Below are 20179 nucleotides of genomic sequence, written 5' to 3'. Positions count from 1 at the left end.
TTACTCACCTTATGATGCTGGCACATCATATTCGATTTCCTTCACTCCGCCATCGATCAAGTCATATGGACTGTTCATTTCATCAGCATTCCACATTGAGATTCCGATAGCCAAGGAAATATTTAATCCATTCAATTGTTCATTGGTGGCCAAGTTCTTCTGGAAATTCTCTTTGATTCGCTCAGCAGCAATCTTGGCACCATCAGAATCTGTGTAAACCAAAATTCCCCAAGTAGGCAACTCATTATTCAAATAATATGTGACATCATTTTCACGAGTTGAACGAGTAATGACATTTGAAGTAATTTCTAGTAAGAATCGTTGCTGCTCCACACTCATCATTCTCTTTAATTCTTCGTAGTAACGAATTCGAATAATAATTGTTGAGACTGGTAAATTAAATCTGCGGTTAGTTTCAATAAATACGTTAGCATCTTGGACGTAGGCAATTGTGGTTCTTAAGTTTGTTTCAGTATCAAAAGCTCCTTGCTCCGCAATTGCTTTTCGCAAGTTATTATTAGAGGATTGAATTTCTCGTTGCTTAGTAGTCATCTGGTAAACACAGCCTGATAACAACATTGGCATGATCAACCAGAATACTAAACTTATTGGTAAATGTTCAGGGTTAACTCCATGAATATAAAACATCGCAATTACCTGAAGAAAAATAAACACAAGATTTTCAACAAAGCCAGCGTAAATTCCGTAAAAATACGTAATTATAATTGATAGGATCGTTAGTGCCATATAAATGGTATTCAATATAACATTACCGGTAAAGCTCATTAGTAATGCGGTTAATCCCATCAAAGCTAGAAAGGCTAATAAATATATGTCAGATAAAAGATTGTTTCGCGCATCATCATTCATGTTTATTATCTCCTATCTTCAATAGTCCATTCTTTCGGAGCAACATAAATCCAACCACAGCAATAATGGTGGCAACGAATACAGCAAGTCCTAAGTATATTAATAGCTGTGAATTCTTGCTGATCGTGTGACTAATATTTTGTTGTGAGTTAATTGCTGCAACCTTTTTAAAGCGATAACTATAGTGATTGTTATCTTGATCTACCAATATTCCATCAGTGTTTTGATACTGTTGAATATTTTTTTGGTCACTGATTTGAGTAGATGCTATAAAGACATCTTCTGGCTTAGCAGCAGTAATAATCAACATCCCCCGTTGCTTATTATATGGTGATCGGATCAATTGATCAGTTCCAATATTGTGACCATAACCACTTTCGATGCTTAACTTTTCGTTAGATAAAAAGTGGTCGAACCCGTTATCGAATTTAAAATACAATTTGGAATTTAATCGTTTAATTAAATTATTTTGATCTGGAGTACCAAAGGCCACCACATTGGCATTTTCCAAAGTGGATGAACTAGGCTTGTTATCATAAACTTTTAAATCACCCATGTTGGATTGTGTATAGTTACCAATCAAATTAACAATGTTAGTAAAAGTTTTAAAATCATTGGCAGTCATGTCTTTAGGGCGGACAATCGCCAAATTATTAAAGGCCCCGTTCTTAAGAAACATGCTTGGGTAATTTTTGAATAATAAATCGTTTTGCGGTTCTGACTTAATATCTGCTTCGGAATCGCTATCGACAGTTGCCCAAGGTGTCTCTGCGTTACTATCAGCATTTTTCTTCAACTGTAAATCAAAAGCCACGCGAATAGTAAAACTGTTCCCTAAGGGCTTGTCTTTTGGCAAAGAAACAGTTACTGAATCACCATTGGCTCGTTGCATAGTAAGTTTCTTACTACCAATTGCTTGATTATTAACGTACACAGTAATCAACGAATTATTGAAATCCAAATTTTTAGCATACTTATAATTAATCTTTATCTTAGAACCATTGGCATTAGTTCTATCGACTGGCAAGTTAACGAAAAATGCCTGTTCATGATGATTAGCACCCGTTAATTGCACATCTTGATTCGTCAGCTGATAGCGTCCCTGATATTGCAACACAGATGTATTGGTGTTGGTTTGATCAGTGACCGTTTTTTCATCTGAAGCAGTTTCACTCATTAATTCTGAGTTTGCCACAAATTTAGCAGCCCGAGTCAATAACTCATTATTGTTAGATGTGACTACCAGATCATTATGATCACCGTCATTTACTCGTTGTAGCACGGCTTTTTGATCAAGTCCTTGTCGCCTAACTGCCTTCTTTAAATTATCAGGCAAGTGATCATACTTAGCCACGATCATCCGATATCTGGCCTGGTCATACTTTTTATCATTCAAAGTCACAATCGGTAACTCTTCATCAGCAGTGGTGATGGTTCGAGCTTGACCAGACAAAGCCGTTGCACTTGATGTTAATTCATTATTATCTGGTTTATTTGCTGTAGCCACCACAGCTGATTGGTTACTGATAGTATCGGCACCAGTAAAATAATCGTAGAATGACTTGATTGAATTCTTGGCAGGCGCCAAACCATATTCAAAGTTCACGTTGGCACCACTGTAAATCGTGAGCCAATTTGCTGGTGTTGAAACAGCTTGGTTACTATTTTTATTAGTAATTTGGCCCATAATTTGCAGATTATTCGTACCAGAAATCAATTTTTTAGGAATTTCAATTTGACGATTTTGAATGCCACTATTGTTCTTAGGCTTGAATGAATAAAATTTAGTACCATTGATCATTACAGTAATATCGGATGATTTTTGATCATTAAGCTGAGAAATTTGAAAACTAAGGTTAAATGTCGCCTTTTTGACATCCCAATAACCCATCTTAACGAAATACATATTTGTCTGAACTGAACTTCCTGACAAACTAGTCGTCGTATTTTGAAATGGTTCAGTGTATGTTGAAGTGGCTCCTTTGGCAGATTGTGCTGTCAGGCCCCCTAACAAAATCATGACCACTGCAATAAACAACGCAAGTAACTTACTTATATCGTTTTGTTTTATACCATTTGGCTTGTTGATGAAAGACTTGTTCACGAATATACCCCACCATTCCATGTACGGCCACAGCAAGCCACATTTGGCTATAAACGGCGTACATAAGTAATATTATTAATAAATTTGAGAAGGTCATTTCCCCCTTCTCGGTTAGGACCGTTACAAACGTACTTAAAACAAATAACAGAATCGCAAATGCCCAAACTGAATTGCTAAAACCTTGCAGATTGGAATGAACCACTCCAGAAACCGAGAGAACAAAGACTGTATCTGACAAAATCAATGATGTCATCAATAAGAAATACACAGCCATAAAATAAAATAGATCAAATCGAATTCGCACTGATTTAGGATCAAATAGCAATTTAGCATTCTTCAAAATTACGTAGATATTTCCCTTAACCCATCGTGTTCGTTGATGGAACCAAACGTCCAGTGTTTGCGGTTCTTGTTCCCACGTAACTGCTCGTGGTTGAAAGCGAATGTGATAACCCCGACGATACACCTGAAAACTAATTTCGGTATCCTCGGCCAAAGCCTTCTCATCCCAGCCACCGATGGCTTCCAAGAGATCTCGACGAATAACGTAATTGGTTCCTGGAATCGTACACAAGCCAAACAACTGTTGTCTACCTGCCTGCGCCATCCATTGAAACGATAACGTTTCGACATTAATAAATCTAGTAAGTAATGATGCATTCTTATTTCTAGTCCGAAACTTTCCGATTACCGCTCCAGTCTTATCATTTTGTAGTAACTGGGCAACCAGTATGCGTAACGCTCCTGATTCAGGAGTATTATCAGCATCATAAATCGAGATTAGTGAACCGCGGGCCCTGGTATTCAGTGCAATATTAAGTGCATTGGATTTGCCCTTACCGCCATTGGTCTTATCAGTGTTAATAACTTCTAAATTTCGGCCTTTGTACAAATCCTGTAACCCAGCCAACAGTTCAGCTGAATTGTCGCTTGAATTATCATTTATCACAATTACTTCATACCGATCATGAGGATAATCAAAGTTAAGTAAAGCCTGAACTGTTTTAACAATAACTATTCCTTCGTTATGAGCAGGAACCAGAATCGAAACAAAGGGCACATCCTCAGGATTTTCTGGTAATTGTGGTGTAGGAGTTTTACTCCATTTTAAATAGTACGTATATCCAGCAATCGTCAAAATCAGGTTAACAATTAAAATCAACCAAATCGACAGCACTGCAATTAATAGAAAAAAATCTAAAACCGACATTGATAACTCCTTCGCTTATTCTTCGGTAAACATCCGCCGATAGATTCGTCGACCTATCCAGATGAAGACAATAAAAATAATCAGAATAACACTGAACAAAACCAGCATTACATTTGATTGGGTTTTAAAAAACTTATTGATAGGTGAAATCTTTTGAGTTGGGATATTTTGATAAACATCATTTTGTGGTTTAGTGATCTCGACCGGACTGTTATTTAAATAATAGTTACCGCCCTGTTGACTAAATTGAACCGCACCACCGGAAATTTTCATTGCCTTAGCACTAGTCAAAGGATCAAATAAATTAATATTTAGTTGATTGATCTTACTAATTAGTCTTTTAATGCCAAGTGCCTTGTTAGGCAATGAGGTGGTGATTGCAACTGGCATCGGCCATGAAGCCTTAGTTAACTGGTGCACATCAGTGAACTGATTTATAGGAACTCCATAAAAACTTGTTTGACTAATTCCAGCTCGATTATCCTGATCCGCGTAACTGAATTCATTGGGGTCAGCCAAGAGAATTCGCGTATTGGCAATATTCAACGCATTATTTCGATACACTACATCTTGATTCCAGTAATTTTCAGCGGTTACGCCCACTGGAAATACGTTCTGTTGCCCCAATGAAACCAAATTATTTTGAATAATGCTGCTAAGTTCCGCGCCACTACCGGAGCCAGGTTGTATCGTCGTGGGAGTTTTTAAAAACACAACCCCTCCGCGCTGTTCGACTAATCTCAGGCTGTTAGTGAATTTAGCAAATGCCTGATAGTTAGTTATATCGTTCACGCTGGTGGTGCTGACAACAAATGGAATTCCGGCTTGATATAGCTGATTACTCAACTGATTAAGTTTAGTCAGGTCACTATAAGGAGTGATTCCGATAATTGTTAACACTGGCGGTTGACTTAATGACCGATCAAACAGCTTCGCAATTAGTTCACCGGCAATCAAAAAGCTTAACCCGCTACTATCAAAACGTGGTAAATAGCCTCGCCTCCCATTAATAATACCGTAAGGATAACGAGTATGATTACTAGTTTGCGTTACTAGGTTTCCGAAAACTTTCGCTGATTTTGGCAGCTTCCGTGCCAGCTTAATTGAGCTGCTGAAAGGAATAGGTTGGCTAGATCCTCGATCATTTTGAATCGCAAACTGTTGATGATACACCGTTACAGTTTTCAGTTTCAGTTGCCGAGCCTCGGCATTAGATATTCCTTCACCGACGTGGAGCTTAATTCCGGAATATTTATTTCGGTCGGAATCAAACTGTGTATTAGATTGGTGACTACCAGCCCAATTGACCATTGTGATAACGCCGGTGTACTTTTCTTTACTCAGCATTCCCTTATGGTAGTCATTCATCCTAACCGTATCGACTTTAATGTTCAAGCTAGTCAACAACCTTTGTAGTGCATCAATTCTACGATTACCCTTTTTTACGACATTTTGCGAATCATATGCTAGCAGGACTTTGGGATTGGTCGCCGCTTTGGCGGACTGAGAAAACCAGGTCAGGCCAAAAAATAAACCAAATATAATTAATATCGTATTTAATTTATTCTTCATTGACTCGTTCCTTTCCAAAGTTTCTTTCTAATCACATCAGCAATTAAGATCAGATAAACTAAATCTAAACTAAATGAAACTGGCAACATATGTTGTGACAAATTGGTTTCACCAAACGTTAACAGGGTCGTCAGAGGTAAAATCATCGTACCGATCATTAATCCGACTATCAAGAAAAACTTCATTATGCCGGCAATTTCTTTACGACTTTTAAAGTTGTTATACATACCAACCAAATAAATAATGCCTAATGTCAAACCAATCATGACATTAAATGCATATTTTTTAGGATAAAAGGTACTAGACAATTGACTATAAAGAGTGAAGAAACTGAACTGTTGCAATGCTCGACCGTGTCCCTTTGTGTAATTTCCCAATGCAGAAACTTGCACCACCATCATATTCTTAGCCACATCATTCAAAGAGGTTCCTAATTGCTTCAGATGATTACCGTAATAATCGACCAACCAAAAAGTATTATATTTATCAATCAAGTTATGCTGAACATACTTAGAATCAGGTTTTAATGCTGTGTAATCCGTCGGAAAATAATCCTGATCCTTCATTAAAATAAATTGTTTGTTCAAGCTTGCATTACTCAAGCTAGAAATTGGATCATCATTATTTGCTAAAACTCCCTTAGTGAACGATTGGAATTTGTTAACCATCTGTTCTTCCGGAGTCAACATCGTTGTCGAAATACCACTGGTTATTAAAATCATGGCCACTCCAGCACCCAGATACCACCTTTGATATCTAATTCGTGGCAAGAAGAACAAACCAGCCGAAGCAATCGCAAACACCACACCTAAAGGAGCAACAGAATAGTCGCCCATTATCAATAGGAATACTGCAATAAAATAACCAATGACTGCCGCAAACAATTTTCTGCCATGTAACTGTGGAATATAAATTAGCAGTGCTACAGCCAACACTAAGAAAATCAATGTCGTAGCTTGAGGATAGAATGAATTAAAGTACATTAGAAAAGCTGAGTCACCAGCAACAATTCCCACTAATATCGCAAAGACATAAGCTCCCATCGAGCGCCTGCCTGGTACTAGAGACTTTGTAAACATATAGATACTAGCAATGTAGGCTATCAAATAAACCAGTCCTAAAAATCTAATATCGAATATATGCGTACTGAAAAACATCTTATTAATCAATATGGCTAACTGAATAAAGAAGCTCTGAGTTTTCCAAACCCCGCTACCCAAATCGTTATAATACTGCTTAATACCATATTGAGTGACCACATACTGAGAATTTGAGCCCTTCAGCGCATACAAATTGTTACCATTTAAAACTCTATTAAAATCTCCATTATCAGCGTAACCATGAATTGGTGCAATTAATAATAGATAAATTCCCATTACCCCACAAATAATGGCTGTTAAAGTTGCTGGCGAGCAATATTTAATAATCAGGCCCAGAGCTTGCTGACCTTTTAGCTTGATTTGCCGCCATGAATCTATAAATTTTGACGAACTCAAATCCATGTCCCCCCTTTAATGGATTTTGTTAGCTTACAAATTCAATTCGAATGCCTCTCGCACAGGATCAATCTTATCGACAACATTAATCTGACCTCTTCTAATAAATCCAAAAGAAGTTACCAGTCCTTGCAAAGGTTTGTTTACTCGATGAGTGTCAATTCGAACATTTCTCACCTGTTGACTAACGATCATGGAAATCAAATTAGACAACATGTAGTTGGATAAATGTTGACCTCGATAATCTGCACTAATCGCCATGCGATGAATCACTGCATACTTATCGTCAGGCTTTTGCCAAGCACCGTCTGTAATGACCTTATAGTTATTATCCGGTGTGAAAGATACCGCTGCATATCCAGCAACCTTATCGTCAACAATCAATACCTGACCATTACCACTGTCTATGTCATCGTTGATCATCTGTTCATTAGGATGACCATCTTGCCACTGAGGACTGCCATATCCTTTCAAGAAGGCTTTAGCACTGTTAATAATATCCATAATTGCTGAAACATCGTCTCTGTTAGCTTCTCTTATATAAGTTAATTTCAATTTTTAGACTCCCAAATAAAATTAGTCCCTTTAATATTACATCATAATTGACCTGTGGTAAGCTGTAGTTAAAAATAATGTTAAAAGAAAGTGGTGGCTAAAGATGAAAATTGTTGTATTAGATGGCTATGCCTTAAATCCGGGTGATCTAAGTTGGAAACCACTCAAAAACATGGGTGATGTGACGATTTATGATCGAACCCCACATGACCAAACTGAAATTTTAAAACGTATTGGCGATGCTGAAATCGTGTTTGATAACAAAACACCGCTAGATGCTGAAATTCTTAATCGCACACCAAACTTAAAATACATTGGCATTCTTAGTACCGGCTATGACATTATTGACCTAGCCGCTGCCAAACAAAATGACATTGTAGTTACGAATATTCCGGCATACGGAACTGATGCAGTTGCCCAGCATACATTTGCCCTGTTGCTGGAAATCACTAACAGAGTTGGCTTACACAACCAGTTAGTTCACGATGGTGTTTGGGCAAAGAGCCCTGATTATACATTTTGGGACGCCCCATTAGTAGAACTACGAGATAAGACCGTCGGCCTGTTTGGGTTTGGTAAGATTGCTCAACAAGTAGCCCGATTAGCCCATGCATTTTCAATGAAGGTAATTTACTACAATCATCGTCCAAAACCATTTGATGAAGATTGGGCTACTCAAGTTGATATGGATGCTTTATTTGCCCAATCAGATATCATTAGCATGCACACTCCACTAACACCGGAAACAAACCAAATTATCGACTGCGATAACATCACCAAAATGAAGGATGGTGTCATCATCATCAACACTGCTCGTGGTGGGTTGATTGAAGAAGAATCCACAGCTGATGCATTGAACAGTGGTAAAATCGCCGCATTAGGAACAGATGTTGCGAGTCATGAACCAATCAATCAAGATAATCCGCTACTCAGCTCCAAGAACACATTCATTACTCCACACATTGCTTGGGCCCCACTATCAACACGTGCCCGTCTACTCGATATTGCAATTGATAACTTTCAAGCATATCTTGATGGCAAACCCGTTAACACTGTTGAAGAATAGAACAAAAACATTTGGTAAACTTCATAATTAAACCAATTTTTTTAAAGCACCAAAGGCCTGCTAAGGACAAATAGTCTTTAGCAGTTTTTTGTATAAATTTCTTCATTTTCCATTAAACCGCTTTCATTTATCCGATAATGTTTTACAATGAAGATGTAAGGATATAGGCAACTATTAACAGTGTTACCGCATTAACTATTTTAAAATTTGGAGGGACCCGCTATGACAAAAAACAAAGCAATCATGATTGGTGCTGGATTGGCTAACTTAGCCGGAGCAGTGTATTTAATTCAAGAAGGACATTGGCAAGGCAATCAGATCACCTTTTACTCAATCGATGATCACGGTTCAAACGATGGCTCACCAGTATCTACAGCCGCTGGTGAATATTGGAACGAAAACCATCCCCTGAACAAGACGCAAGGTTTCGTCGCTCGTGGTGGACGGATGTTAAACTACCGCACATATGTCGATCTAATGGACCTATTGTCACGGGTCCCATCTGCAACCGAAAGCGGCATGACCGCCGCTGAGGACACTCGTGACTTTGATGCTAAGCACCCCACTTTTGATAAGGCCCGCTTACTTCAAGGCGGTAAAGGCATCATCGATGGTGGTAAGTTAGGCTTAAATAATAAGGACCGAGTGTTATTATCAAAACTTGTTCTCATGCCTGATTCAAAAGAAGAAGAACTAGACAACATATCAATTGCGGACTATTTCAAATCAAGTCCTCATTTCTTCCAAAGTCATTTCTGGTACATGTGGGAAACAACCTTTGCGTTTAGAATTCAAAGTTCCGTACAAGAATTACGTCGTTACATGCACCAAATGATTTATGAATTCACTCAAATCGAACATTTAGTTGGTGTTAACAGAACTCGCTATAACCAATATGAAAGCATCATGTTACCTTTGATCAACTATTTAAAGGATCAAGGTGTCAACATCATTTTGAATCGTCGAGTTACTGATTGGGAATTCAAAGATACACCAATGCAAGATGATATTACTGTTACCGGATTAAAGATGGTCAACACTGAAACCGACGAAGAAGAAACAGTCCCAGTAGATGATCAAACTGCAGTTTTCTTCACTAATGGTTCAATTACAGACTCAGCTAGCCTTGGTGACCTCAACACTCCCGCAGCTGAAAATCCGGATTATGGTGCCGCAGCTAGCCTATGGAAGAAAGCCACTGAACACTTCTATAACTTAGGTAATCCTGACAAATTCTTCAATGATCGAAATGCTAGCGAATGGGTCAGTTTCACTTTGACTACCAAAAACCATATTCTTCTCAACGAAATTGCTCGCATCACCACTCAAGTTCCTGGAAATGCCCTCAACTCATTTCTTTCAACCAGCCCAATTACACCGCTTGGTCAAGAAGACATCAACATGTCGATCGTGGTTCATCATCAACCACATTTCACCGACCAAAAGGCTAATGAATCAGTAATCTGGGGCTACTTCCTCTACCCACGTCGAACCGGTGAGTTCGTCAACAAACAATATATTAAAATGACCGGTAAGGAAATGGTTCAAGAATTAATTGGTCAATTATCAAAAGTCGATCCCGGACCAGTTAACATCAAAGAAAAAGAAGCGGCAATCATGGATAGTGTGATCAACAACATCCCTGTTTACATGCCATACGCTTCTGCCCTCTTCAACAATCGGGCCAAAGTTGATCGGCCAGAAATTATTCCTGCTCACTCCACTAACTTAGCCTTCACTGGTGAATTTGTGGAACAACCTTATCAAATGGTCTTCACTGAACAAAGTGCCGTTCGTTCTGGTGAAATCGCCGCATTCCACTTTGCTGGCGTACCAATGGATAAGCTAGTTAAAAACCCACGATTTGATAAAGATCCAAAGGTATTGGCAAGAGCCACTAAGAAGATGTTTAGCTAAAACAAAAAAGGATTATTCCGATTGGAATAATCCTTTTTTGATTACATATTTTTAGTCAACAATCACATATGACTTGATTGTTTTACGAGCATCCATGTCTTTGTACGCTTGATCAATATCAGATAATGAATAAGTCTGAGTAAATACCTTACCTGGATTAATCACACCATCCAAGACAGCCTTTAATAATTCTGCCTTGTCATAAGTAGTTACTGAAGCTGGTCCACCAGCAATTTGGAGGTTACTGTAAAAAGCACCTGTCAAATCTTGGCTGGCAGTATGTGGTAAGCCTACACGACCAACAATAGCACCGGGACGACCAACAGTCATTGCGGTTTCAGTTGATTGTTCAGTTCCAACACATTCCAAAACAGCATCGGCACCTTGACCATTTGTTAATGCCATAATTTCTTTAACTGCTTCATCACCACGACTAGCAACGTTATCAGTTGCACCGAATTCCTTGGCTAATTGCAAACGATCATCGTGACGACTAGTTGAGATGATCTTCTTAGCGCCCTTCATCTTGGCTGCAATAATTGCACAAAGACCAACAGCACCGTCACCCATGACAACAACATTATCGCCATCATGAACGTTAGCAACTTGAGCTGCATGGTAACCAGTAGCCATAACATCAGCCAATGTTAACAATGATTTAAGCATACCTTCGCTGTAATCACTTGGTTGACCAGGAACTTTAACTAATGACCATTGGCCATATTGGAAGCGAACGTATTCTGATTGAACACCTTGACTGAAATTGTCAGTATGATTTTGACATGAACCATCGAAACCTGCTAAACAAGCAGCACAATGACCACAACCATGAGTAAATGGTGCAATAACAAAGTCACCAGGTTTAACAGTGGTAACGTCATCTCCGACACTTTCAACAATCCCTAAAGCTTCGTGACCAGAGTTGATTTGATCTGGTTTAACATCGTTAATACCACGATAATCCCATAAGTCTGAACCACAAACACAGGTTCTAACAACTTTTAAGATGACATCTCCGGGTTGTTGAACTGTAGGAATGTCTTTATCAACCAGCTTCATTTCGCCTGGTTTAACTAAAATTGATTCTTTCATGAACGATTTCCTCCTATTGATACAAACGCATTATTAATGATTATAAGTACGAGTTAGGAATGATATCTGACTCAAACTTATTATAAACTTTTTTATTCGTTATTTATCGTTTATCCCAATCAATATTCGACTGTTGTCCCAAAATTTGGTCAATTTCTTTCAATTCTTCATCAGAAAATTCTAAATTATTTAACACCGCCGCGGATAGCTTTATATGAATAAACAATAAAAAACCTAACGCAGAATTTCATCAACGTTAGGTTCTAACTAATATTATTTATGCATTACTTCTGTGCCGTGCTAAGTAAAATACCGTAGCCACAACCAGTACCAAAGCTCCGACGACAACTGAAACTCTAGTATCTGGATTAATGAACATAAAGGCCACAATCACTAGCAACATTAATATCGCAAAATAGTTTGATAAGGGATATAGTGGCAACTTGAATGGATGAGTATCCATAACTTTAGGATTGTTCTGTCTGAAGCGTAACTCAGCTAGCAGAATCACAAACCATGGCACCATACCTGGTAAGACTGATGAACTAAAGACAACCACGAATAGGTTTGCGGTTGATTTATTGTAGAACGAGAACAACATATCGATTACAAAACCGATTAAGATACCACCAGAGATTCCCATGATGGCTGCATCAGGAACCACTCGTTTAGAAACTCGACCAAATACCTTAGGAGCGTCGCCTTCATGAGCTAACTTGAACAACATTCTACTTGAAGAATAGATTCCTGAGTTGGCTCCTGATAAAGCAGCGGTCAACACAACAAAGTTAATAATTCCCGCAGCGGCTGAAATCCCAACCTTAGCGAATGTTGAAACGAATGGTGAACCAATTGAACTTAGCTCATTCCAAGGATAAATTGTCACAATCACAAAGATTGCTCCAACATAGAAAATTAAAATTCTGAATAAAACGGACTTAACTGACTTAACGATGGCTTGTTGTGGATTAGCAACTTCACCGGCGGAAATTCCAAGTAGTTCAATACCTTGGTAAGAACCGACAATGATAGACATTGAGAAGAAGAATCCAGTCACACCACCAGTAAAGAAACCACCATGAGACCATAAATTACTAAAGCCAGTTGGATGGCCACCATTACCAACTCCAAAGAAGATAACTGTGAATCCAAGAATAATCATCATGATAATGGTGATAACTTTGATCATGGCAAACCAAAATTCTAGGGAGCCATATGCCTTAGCACTCGCCAAGTTAGCTAGGACCAAGAATAAAATGATGATAATTCCCACCGTAAAGGAGCTGATATTCGGCCACCAATATTTCAAATATTCTGTAGCGGCAACCACTTCTGACATCCCCACCACAATATATTCAAAAACATTAGCCCATTTAGCTAGGTAACCTGCTAAAGGATGAACATATTCCGTCGCGTAATCAGCGAATGAACCAGTACCAGGATTAACATATATCATTTCTCCTAAGGCACGCATAACTATGTATAAAATCAAACCAACAAACGCATAAGCTAAAATAACTGATGGGCCAGTCCACTTAATCGTTGAGGTGGAACCCATAAATAATCCAACTCCAATGGCCCCACCAAGTGAGATCATTTCCATTTGCCCAGCCGTCATAGAGCGTGATAACTGAGGCGTGCTCTTAATATCTTTCATAACTACCCTCGTAAAAATAAATTTTAAATACATTATATCTTAATAAAATTAGAACCTGTTTTACTATAGCACAACGAGTGGTTGATTGTCTTTTTTCTATTTATGATCTAAACGAATTGAATTCTATAATATTTTTTACAAAATAAAAAACGTTGCTTGCACAACGTTTAAAGGAATTTTTATGCGTCCCCCGAGAATCGAACTCGGATCATGAGGACCGAAATCTCATGTGCTATCCATTACACTAAGGACGCCTTACATCCTTAAGTATAGTAGCAGTCAGATTAAAACTCAACCGCTTTATTCCTTGGCGATATCTTCTGCTTGGTTAGATAAGTACATGAATAACATGTCAGGATTTTGTTTAAAATCCTCAATTAGTGAATTACCAGCCATGGGTTTGATTGTATGAGTCACCCGGCCAGTGACCGTAGCAACTTCTAGTTCGTCATCATACCGAGCTGAATCGTAGTGGCCTTCTTCGGCTTCATCCAAGTATCCTTGGAATGATTGCAAAATCGTGTCTTTAATCACATCATCTTCTGTCACAGATTGGCCTTGATCATTTAGTTCTTGAACTCTTTGGGCAACTTCTGCCATTGTTAAAGGTACATCGACTTCCATATTCTTTCCTCCACTTTTATTTTCTGCTAATATTCTACCATGATTAGCAAACAAAATATCCATCCTGCTTGCATTTATAGCAGTTATGAATGAACATATATATATGATAATTTTAAAAGGGGGCGTTTAATCCATGCGACCAGCAATATCAGTTGCAGAGTCTCGTGATTTAGACAAAAAGACCATTGAAGAAATTGGTATCCCCTCTGCAGTACTTATGGAACGCGCTGCACTGGGGATTTACCACGATATGATTAACAACCCAGACCTTAGCTTAACTAAAACATTAGTGTTAGTTGGCAATGGGAATAACGGCGGTGACGCATTAGTTGTCGCCCGTTTATTGTTTACACATAATTATCCAGTCGATATTTTACTCACTGGTGAACCAGACAAACTCAGTTCTGAGTCTAAGCGCCAGTTAGATATCTGTCGTTATTATCAAATCAACGAAGTGCCTACAGCCACTGACATGAATGGTTACTCAACAATCGTTGACGGTCTATTCGGAAGTGGCTTAACTCGCGACGTTGAAGGCGCCTATAAAGAATTAATAGACAAGGCCAACGCATCGTCAGCCAGTATTCACGCCATCGATATCCCATCTGGATTAAACGGTGACACTGGCAAACCGATGGGCACCGCAATCAAAGCTACATCCACATCTACGATTGCCTACGAAAAGATTGGCATGGTGGAACCAGAATCATGGGAGTTCACTGGCAAGATTTTTGTCGACGATATTGGCATTTACCGCAATAACCACATTGAAAATTAACCACTAATCTAGGAGGATTTCCAATGGATAAACTATCTCAAGGCTACATGAATGTCAAAGACGCTGATCCAGATATTATTATTGATTTAAAATATGCCACACCAGATAACTTCACGGGTAAAATAGTTTATGATTTTGACCAAGCTATTGCTCGCATCGATACAGTCAAGAAGTTGGCAGTTGCCAGTGAGTTAGTCAAACAACAGGGTTACCGGCTAAAGGTTTGGGACGCTTATCGCCCTACATATGCACAACGAAAATTATTTGAAGTGTATCCTGATCCGATGTGGGTAGCGGAGCCCAATCCTAATTTTAGTCATCAAAAAGGTATCACATTTGACCTAACATTAGTTACCGCTGACGGACAAGATATCGAAATGCCCACTGCCTTTGATGATTTCAATGGTGGTGCCAAACGTAATGCCACTTGGACACCAACCGCCACTACTAACTACCAAATTTTAAATGATGCGATGGTTGCTGCTGGTTTCGTTGGCTATGAGAATGAATGGTGGGATTATCGCGACACGGATACTGATGAATTCGGCCCACTGGAAGTTGATCCAAAAAATTATTAATTACTAGGAGACAGAATCATGAAAATTGCAATTATTGGAGCAGGCCCTCGAGGTGTTCTAGTAACATCTGCTCTTTTGAACCAATACAAACAACGGACCGACCAAACTGAACCACTAGAAATTAAGATTTTTGACCCTTATGGAATCGGTGGTAGAGTTTGGCGAACTGATCAATGGAATGGTTTAGTAATGAACTCACCTGCTGATCAAGTTTCATTATTTACCGACGAAACAGTTAATCTCTCGAGCAAAGTATACGATGGCCCTGCTCTATTCGGCTGGCTCAAAAGTGATGTTGCAAAGAAATTCTTAACTGAACATAATTTTGATCAAGAAATGATTGATGCAGCAAGTAACATTGCACCAAACGACTATGCTCCTCGGACTTTGTATGGTGCGTATATCCAGTGGTTCTATAGCGAACTTCTCCGTCAACTTGCTCATAATGTGTCACTCGAAGTGATCAAATCTCAAATTATCAGTCTGAATACTACCCAAGATGCCAAAGTTAACGTAGTTACTTCTGACAAAGAAGAAATTTTCGATAAAATCGTCATGGCCCTCGGTCAACAAGATAACTACTTAAATACAGACGAACAAGAGTTAGCCTCGTATGCTGAAGAAAATGAATTAAAATACTTCCAACCTACTCACCCTGGTGACGTTAATGTTGATGACCTTCCGGCAGGCGAACCCGTAATTATTCGTGGATTGAGTCTTTCATTTCTAGATTACACTTCTGAATTAACACTTGGCAGAGGTGGCCAATACTTCAAGAACGATGATGGCACCTTATTCTATCAACCATCTGGTAGAGAGCCAAAAATAATTGCTGGTTCAGTTCATGGTGTGCCTTACTATCCAAAACCAGTCAGCGAAAAACGTTATGGCGAAATGGTTCAACCAGTCTTCTTAACTCAAGAAAACGTGGACAAGCACTTGGAAAATGGCAAATTACCATTTGAAACATTCATTGATTTGATTCGTTCAGATTTTCAACTTCACTACTACATGTTGTTAATCAATGATTCTTACCCATTCAAGAGCGCAACTCAGTTCAAAGAGGAATTTATTGCAGCTGATGACAAGCAAGCCGTCATTGACAGTTATGACTTTCCAGAAGAAGATCAATTTGACTGGGACTACATTCTTGATCCATTCAAGGATATCAAAGTCATCAGTACGACTGATTATCAAAACGTCGTTGTTAATTGGTTAAACGGCATTGTCAAAGATGCCAAGAAGGGTTCAAAAACAGGGCCTTTAACTTCAACCTTAGAATTGTTCAGAGATTTTGCCCCTACTTTAAGAAAATTAGTTGCAGAAAATATCTTTTCTAGTGATGAATACGCTAATGATTTCCGTGGCACATTCATTAGAAATCGTAACTTCTTGGCCGTTGGTGGTCCTGCATTCCGTTCAGCCCAATTATCAGCATTGATTCGAGCCGGAATCGTTACCATCATGGCACCAGGTATGGAAGTTAAAGCTGCAGATGGTTGGTTTGTTACCGCATCACCTAAACGCAATAACGATATCTTCAAATCATCAGTATTGATTGAAGCTCGGGTACCAAAAGCAGATATTAAGATTACTGCGAACCCTCTTTTAGAGGACTTAAAATCTAATGGTATGCTTCGCGAATATTCCGTTATGGTGCGTGATGAAGCCGCTGGATTAGCCGCTATTGATGTAAATCCTAACTCTGATCAGTTATTAGCAGCAAACGGCAGTCAAGAAGCGGACATCTTCTTATGGGGAGTTCCTCTTGATGGTTTGCGCTTAGCAACTACTGCCAGTCCTCGTCCAGGAACTAACGATCCTAACTTGCAAACTGCAGACAAAATTGCAGCCATGGTCCTTGGCCTAAAGCCTGCTGATGATGTCTTAATGATGTAATTTAATCAAGTAACAAGCACTAAAAAGAGCCGCAAGATCATTAGATGAAATATCTAATGATCTTGCGGCTCTTTTTTTAATCTGTAGTTTTCATAAATGATTTATCAGGAATTCTGATTAGGCTATATCGATTGGCCTGGCGACCAGCATGCAACCCAATTCCATTGATAAAGTTCTTCTTATACGTCGTAGTTATGATTCCGACCCATGCCTTTTGATTACGAACATCAAGATGTTTCAACCATTCTTTATTCCACTTATAGGCACTTGCGGAAACATTCAATGGGTTGGCACCATAAGAAATCGTTGCATCATTACTAGTTACTTCATACTTACCACCTTGAAGGTAAAACGTATACACTTGAACAGGTTTACGACCATCAGTATTAGAAACAGTTACGTAATGTGAGCGTTGCGCATATCGTAATACTAATGGCTTATATGTATACGACGTTGTCACGGCACTTTTATCCAATTTATTAACATCTTGAAAGAATGTTGCGTAAGTCATTCCCCAAAAAGCTAACACAAAGATTACTAACTCGATTGCTGATTTAGTAAAATTATTCCAAGTAAACGACTTCTTTTCAGTCACAAGTAATCGCAATCTTCGTGACCGCATGTCGTGGATCATCCATATTAGATAAATAATTAGAATCAACCATAAGGCCATCCCAACTAAGTTCCATGCTGATTTCATGGTGTATCTCCTTTTATTGTTAATATGATTAGTTTACACTATTTGTAAGTAAATTGGAAAATGATTCAACCCCAAAGAAGGTAAAAATATGTGCACTAGTTTAACCATGACAACATTAGACGAACATCTTCTCGCCGGTCGCACGATGGACTTTCCTGTCAAGGGAAACTGGCATCCAGTCCTAGTCGCCGATAGGTTTTACAACACTCCACTTGCAGGCAAACGAACCATTAAATATCCGTTCATCGGTGGCGGTCAGTTAATCGATAATCATGATTTATTAGTCGCAGATGGGGTCAATACCCAAGGCCTGAGTTGCGCTGAATTAATGTTTCCATTAAAAGCTAGCTATCACCAAGCACCAGTAGATAACCAGCTCAATCTGACTCCACAGGACTTTCTTAGTTGGGTATTAGCCGAGCATCAATCCATTTCTGAAGTATTAACAAATTTACCTGACATTGCAATTATTGGTCAAAAATGGTTATCAGGCAATGAAATCTATTCATTTCATTGGTTATTAGCGGACAAAACTGGTAGAACGGTTATCATTGAACCATTAGACCATCAATTAGTTGTAACAACCGACAACATTGGTGTTTTAACTAATTCACCAACATACCCAGAACATATTAAAAACCTGAAAAATCAGCTGGACGTTTCAACTAACGATTCAACTGAATGGCAAGCTGTGGCTAGAAAGTATGTGGTTAATAATCACGTTCCCCAGCCAACCAATACACCAACCACTCGATTCGTGTATGCGGCAATTAATAAATTGGGGACGGCTAAACCAGCCGATTCTGAACTAGCAACTATCTTTTTGAATCAGATTCTTTCAGAGGTCGCAATTCCGTTTAAACCAACGATGAATGACCATCCCAACTTTAATTTTACTCATTACATCTCCGAATGGGATTGCACAAGTCTGACGTATCAGTTCACGGACTGTCAAAGTCAAACACCCATGATTCATTCCTTAGCTGATGTGCTGGACCAAGAACCTCATACAACTCATTTTTTACTTTAGATATTCATCAATTTTGGTTTGCACTCCAGCTTCATTGTTAGTCAATTCAGTTACGTTACTTACTATAGCTAACAAATCATCAGCGGCATTTTTCATGGCGAAGCCCTCTGCTGATTCGCTCAACATCGCATAATCGTTGGCGTTATCACCGAAGGCGGCAACATCATCAAACGTTAAGTTCCACTCATCAAGCAATGCTTGGATGCCTGTAGCTTTAGAAGTGTCATCACTCATGATGTCCACACCGTTCATGCCACTTGAAACAGCGGTTACTCGATTCACAAATTTTACATTGATGTCATGGGCCATTCTCAAAGCACTTTCTCCTGCCACCATCACATCGATTTTATAAATCGTATCAAAAATTAAGTTCAGATCACTAACTGACTGCAAGTCTTCATAAAAACGTTGTGATGCCTTAAAGCCGTCTGAATCTGCTGGTAAATTACAGTAATCGCCATTCCGACCAGCCAAAATGATTTCAGCGCCATTAAATTCAGGCTCAGTTTGGAGATATTCCACAATCTTTTGAACTAACATAGGTTCCATCGGTGATTCAACCACCGAAACACCTCGTTCATCAATGACGTGAGCACCATTGTCACAAACATATGAAATAGGCCCTTTCACATCATGAAATTGTCGTAATGAATGGGCATATGTATTACTAGTTGCACAGATGAAGTGCATATTTTTATCTTGCATTTGGTCAAGCTGTTTTTGAAACTTTTGGTTATCAAATTCACCAGCATCGTTTAAAAACGTGCCGTCCATGTCAGAAGCAATTACTTTAATCATTTAAAACTCTCCCTACTATTGAATTGATAAAAGTCACCTATTATTCTAACGCATTCATCCTGATTAATCGATTGCGAAACTTTTAGTAAACTTGTATACTGAAAAAGATCATACAACTATCTGGGGTGCCAAAAGGCTGAGATAAAACCCATCGAACCTGATCTGGTTAGTACCAGCGAAGGGAGCATAATTCAGTTGTATCTGATACTAGATACCGCTGCACTTACGATGAA

At 38.8% G+C, this 20179-nt stretch carries 17 protein-coding genes, 1 tRNA gene and 1 riboswitch; of the genes, 6 read left to right on the top strand and 12 right to left on the bottom strand.

What is annotated here, in order from left to right:
* Positions 1 to 9: 9 nt before the first annotated feature.
* The 6 genes from O0236_RS01790 to O0236_RS01765 are packed head-to-tail and all read right to left on the bottom strand — an operon-like array spanning position 10 to position 7807.
* Complete coding sequence (locus tag O0236_RS01790) at positions 10 to 870, bottom strand: GGDEF domain-containing protein (RefSeq protein WP_268912470.1); 861 nt, start codon at positions 868 to 870, stop codon at positions 10 to 12.
* A complete protein-coding gene (locus O0236_RS01785) occupies positions 863 to 2974 on the bottom strand; it encodes a cellulose biosynthesis cyclic di-GMP-binding regulatory protein BcsB (protein ID WP_329608896.1) in 2112 nt (703 codons plus the stop codon). Before O0236_RS01785 ends, O0236_RS01790 begins: the two co-directional genes overlap by 8 nt.
* Positions 2919 to 4184 carry a glycosyltransferase family 2 protein gene (locus tag O0236_RS01780; protein ID WP_268912468.1) on the bottom strand — a complete coding sequence of 422 codons (1266 nt, stop codon included), beginning with the start codon at positions 4182 to 4184 and terminating at the stop codon, positions 2919 to 2921. Before O0236_RS01780 ends, O0236_RS01785 begins: the two co-directional genes overlap by 56 nt.
* Positions 4185 to 4199: 15 nt before the next feature.
* The gene (locus tag O0236_RS01775) at positions 4200 to 5756 is read right to left on the bottom strand and encodes a hypothetical protein (RefSeq protein WP_268912467.1); all 1557 of its coding nucleotides are present in this window, start codon (positions 5754 to 5756) and stop codon (positions 4200 to 4202) included.
* Complete coding sequence (locus tag O0236_RS01770; RefSeq protein ID WP_268912466.1) at positions 5753 to 7252, bottom strand: hypothetical protein; 1500 nt, start codon at positions 7250 to 7252, stop codon at positions 5753 to 5755. The genes O0236_RS01775 and O0236_RS01770 overlap by 4 nt, the downstream gene beginning before the upstream one ends.
* Positions 7253 to 7285: 33 nt before the next feature.
* Positions 7286 to 7807, bottom strand: coding sequence for a GNAT family N-acetyltransferase (locus tag O0236_RS01765; RefSeq protein ID WP_268912465.1), 522 nt, complete (start codon positions 7805 to 7807; stop codon positions 7286 to 7288).
* 103 nt (positions 7808 to 7910) lie between these two features.
* Here O0236_RS01765 and O0236_RS01760 point away from each other — a divergent pair, with 103 nt between their 5' ends.
* Together O0236_RS01760 and O0236_RS01755 are read left to right on the top strand one after the other, a co-directional pair.
* Entirely contained in the window at positions 7911 to 8873 is a 963-nt protein-coding gene (locus tag O0236_RS01760) for a D-2-hydroxyacid dehydrogenase (protein WP_268912464.1), read from the top strand.
* A gap of 222 nt (positions 8874 to 9095) precedes the next feature.
* Positions 9096 to 10790 carry an oleate hydratase gene (locus O0236_RS01755; protein ID WP_268912463.1) on the top strand — a complete coding sequence of 565 codons (1695 nt, stop codon included), beginning with the start codon at positions 9096 to 9098 and terminating at the stop codon, positions 10788 to 10790.
* A gap of 51 nt (positions 10791 to 10841) precedes the next feature.
* On the opposite strand, the gene O0236_RS01750 is transcribed toward O0236_RS01755, so the two are convergent.
* From O0236_RS01750 to O0236_RS01735, 4 genes are all read right to left on the bottom strand, one after another.
* Complete coding sequence (locus tag O0236_RS01750; protein WP_268912462.1) at positions 10842 to 11882, bottom strand: zinc-binding dehydrogenase; 1041 nt, start codon at positions 11880 to 11882, stop codon at positions 10842 to 10844.
* A 277-nt stretch (positions 11883 to 12159) separates the two neighbouring features.
* Positions 12160 to 13539: an amino acid permease gene (locus O0236_RS01745; RefSeq protein WP_268912461.1), complete on the bottom strand. Its 1380-nt coding sequence runs from the start codon at positions 13537 to 13539 to the stop codon at positions 12160 to 12162.
* Between the two features lie 182 nt (positions 13540 to 13721).
* Positions 13722 to 13793 (bottom strand) — tRNA-Arg (locus O0236_RS01740).
* A gap of 46 nt (positions 13794 to 13839) precedes the next feature.
* Entirely contained in the window at positions 13840 to 14163 is a 324-nt protein-coding gene (locus O0236_RS01735) for a hypothetical protein (RefSeq protein WP_268912460.1), read from the bottom strand.
* 133 nt (positions 14164 to 14296) lie between these two features.
* Between O0236_RS01735 and O0236_RS01730 the strand changes: the two genes are divergently transcribed.
* From O0236_RS01730 to O0236_RS01720, 3 genes are read left to right on the top strand one after another with little or no spacing between them, the layout of a single operon-like run.
* The gene (locus O0236_RS01730; protein ID WP_268912459.1) at positions 14297 to 14941 is read left to right on the top strand and encodes an NAD(P)H-hydrate epimerase; all 645 of its coding nucleotides are present in this window, start codon (positions 14297 to 14299) and stop codon (positions 14939 to 14941) included.
* Between the two features lie 23 nt (positions 14942 to 14964).
* Complete coding sequence (locus tag O0236_RS01725; RefSeq protein WP_268912458.1) at positions 14965 to 15519, top strand: M15 family metallopeptidase; 555 nt, start codon at positions 14965 to 14967, stop codon at positions 15517 to 15519.
* An 18-nt stretch (positions 15520 to 15537) separates the two neighbouring features.
* A complete protein-coding gene (locus O0236_RS01720; RefSeq protein ID WP_268912457.1) occupies positions 15538 to 17418 on the top strand; it encodes an FAD/NAD(P)-binding protein in 1881 nt (626 codons plus the stop codon).
* Between the two features lie 76 nt (positions 17419 to 17494).
* On the opposite strand, the gene O0236_RS01715 is transcribed toward O0236_RS01720, so the two are convergent.
* Positions 17495 to 18118, bottom strand: a complete 624-nt coding sequence (locus O0236_RS01715) for an LVIS_2131 family protein (RefSeq protein ID WP_268912456.1) — start codon at positions 18116 to 18118, stop codon at positions 17495 to 17497.
* Positions 18119 to 18206: 88 nt separating this feature from the next.
* Here O0236_RS01715 and O0236_RS01710 point away from each other — a divergent pair, with 88 nt between their 5' ends.
* The gene (locus O0236_RS01710) at positions 18207 to 19148 is read left to right on the top strand and encodes a linear amide C-N hydrolase (protein WP_268912455.1); all 942 of its coding nucleotides are present in this window, start codon (positions 18207 to 18209) and stop codon (positions 19146 to 19148) included.
* On the opposite strand, the gene O0236_RS01705 is transcribed toward O0236_RS01710, so the two are convergent.
* Positions 19140 to 19946: a Cof-type HAD-IIB family hydrolase gene (locus O0236_RS01705; protein WP_268912454.1), complete on the bottom strand. Its 807-nt coding sequence runs from the start codon at positions 19944 to 19946 to the stop codon at positions 19140 to 19142. The genes O0236_RS01710 and O0236_RS01705 overlap by 9 nt on opposite strands.
* A gap of 111 nt (positions 19947 to 20057) precedes the next feature.
* A riboswitch (TPP riboswitch) is annotated at positions 20058 to 20148 on the top strand.
* The last annotated feature ends 31 nt before the right edge of the window (positions 20149 to 20179 follow it).

Origin of the sequence: Lentilactobacillus sp. SPB1-3 (assembly GCF_026913205.2) — a bacterium.
Lineage (GTDB): Bacteria > Bacillota > Bacilli > Lactobacillales > Lactobacillaceae > Lentilactobacillus > Lentilactobacillus terminaliae.
This window is presented reverse-complemented; position numbering and strand designations above follow the sequence as displayed.